Below are 1,767 nucleotides of genomic sequence, written 5' to 3' on the forward strand. Positions count from 1 at the left end.
TTTGCAGCAACAAATCCCACCACGCCTCTCAACGATGCGTACCACGGTGGGACTTCGCTTTTTATAAAGGGTATATGGATTACGACAAACAACCGATAAACGTAGATAAACAGGTTGCCTTGCTCCAGAACAGAGGGCTGGTGATAGAAGAGAGAGCCTGCGTAATAGGCAAACTGGAGAACGAATGCGTAAAGGCATTCCTCGACCACGAGGAAGAGATTCTTGCCGGCACCTTCGAGGGAGCCCTCATCGACCACATCTCGGAGCACGAGCGCAATGCCTACATCACCTGCACCCAGGTTTCGAGAAAGAAGATTTATGCCAGCAAGCCCGTTCTCGACATCGAGCTTTCGGGTTACAAGATCATGGCTACGCTGATGGAGGTATTCATCGATGCCGCCGTCAACCCGTCTCGTTTCTACTCCAAGCAGCTTCTGCGCCGGGTAAGCAGCCAGTACGATATCGAGAACGAAAGTCTGGAAGAGCGAATCATGGCAGTATTGGATTACATCAGCGGCATGACGGATATCTATGCCTTAGATATTTATCAGAAGATCAACGGAATAAGTCTGCCGATAGTATAGAAACAAAACAGGCGTTTCTTATATTTTTGCGTAAAAGTGTGTTAAATAAAGAAAGATAATAGGAAGAAGAATGCAATAATGGGGGGAGAATAATGTTTTATAAATAGAGGATGGGCAAAGCGCCTATCATGTATAACTCATAAAAACAACAGTTTATGAAAGCAAAGATTTACTTTTTGGCAATGGCTTTCGTCGCTCTCTTGATGGTAGGGTGTAGCGATGATGATGGTATTCAACTCACACAGGATGAAATCATTGGTGATATTAACACTGGCAAACAAGTGGGTATCAAGGGCAATAGCCTTGTCATATATACCACCCAGGGTGCCCGCGTGAATGTGCAAGGAGCCAAGGGCAAGATTTCGGCACAGTCTTCTGATGAGAAAGTAGTCACTGTAACTTGCATCCATGAGACGGGGCAGTATGGTAAGGATGAGCGTATTAGCTTGTCTGCTATCGCTGTGGGAAAGGCTATTGTTACAGTGACTGATGAAGATGGTAATGAGGCAAAACTTGCCGTGGAAGTCAAGGATGTTGAGACGTTATGGAAGACTACACAAGTATTTAGTGGTTATCAAAAATATTGTAAGGTGGAGGGTGTTTCCAAGGAAGATTCTTTGGTGATAGCATCGGATGCGATAGCAAGTAAGCCTTATGAAGCTGTTAAATTCAAGAGTCGTGGTGATGTATTTACAGTATCCCGAATCCAGTTCCTTGCTGGTGGAAAGGTGTTGGTGGATGGGTATTATACTACTACGTATAATGAAGATCACAGTATACTTTATTTCGAGGTTGGAGATGGTAAAGGCGGAACTTTGGAGAATTTCTATTTGAAACCAAAAGAAGGCTCGCTTTTCTTCTGGGATTTGACAGATAAATATAAGGAAGCTTATCCGCAGGTAACAAAGGTGGAGTTAGTTTGGGCAGCTGCTCAGCATTTTTAAGTTTTCATATTAAAAGGGTCGCTTCAAAACTCATTCTCTTATTCGCTTTCGGGTGCTTTAGGGCTTTATGTTAAAGTTTCCATCACAGCTAAACTTTCTGGAAAGAAAACGGCAGCAGACATTGATGGAAACTTCACAATTGAAGTGGAGCCAAAAGATACAATCACCATAAAGTTCATTGGTATGCAAGACAGAATCATCAAACTCTCTGAAATGAATTTCGAAAAACTCAATGTCAT

The 1,767-nt window shown here is 43.0% G+C and carries 1 protein-coding gene and 1 pseudogene; both read left to right on the forward strand.

Features of this window, described 5'->3' with window-relative positions:
* Positions 1-140 precede the first annotated feature (140 nt).
* A pseudogene (locus F7D73_RS05765) lies at positions 141-584 on the forward strand (dehydrogenase); the annotation flags it as partial.
* 155 nt (positions 585-739) lie between these two features.
* Complete coding sequence (locus F7D73_RS05770; protein ID WP_142990668.1) at positions 740-1,528, forward strand: hypothetical protein; 789 nt, start codon at positions 740-742, stop codon at positions 1,526-1,528.
* Positions 1,529-1,767 lie beyond the last annotated feature (239 nt).

It is taken from the genome of Segatella copri (assembly GCF_009494395.1).
Classification (GTDB): domain Bacteria; phylum Bacteroidota; class Bacteroidia; order Bacteroidales; family Bacteroidaceae; genus Prevotella.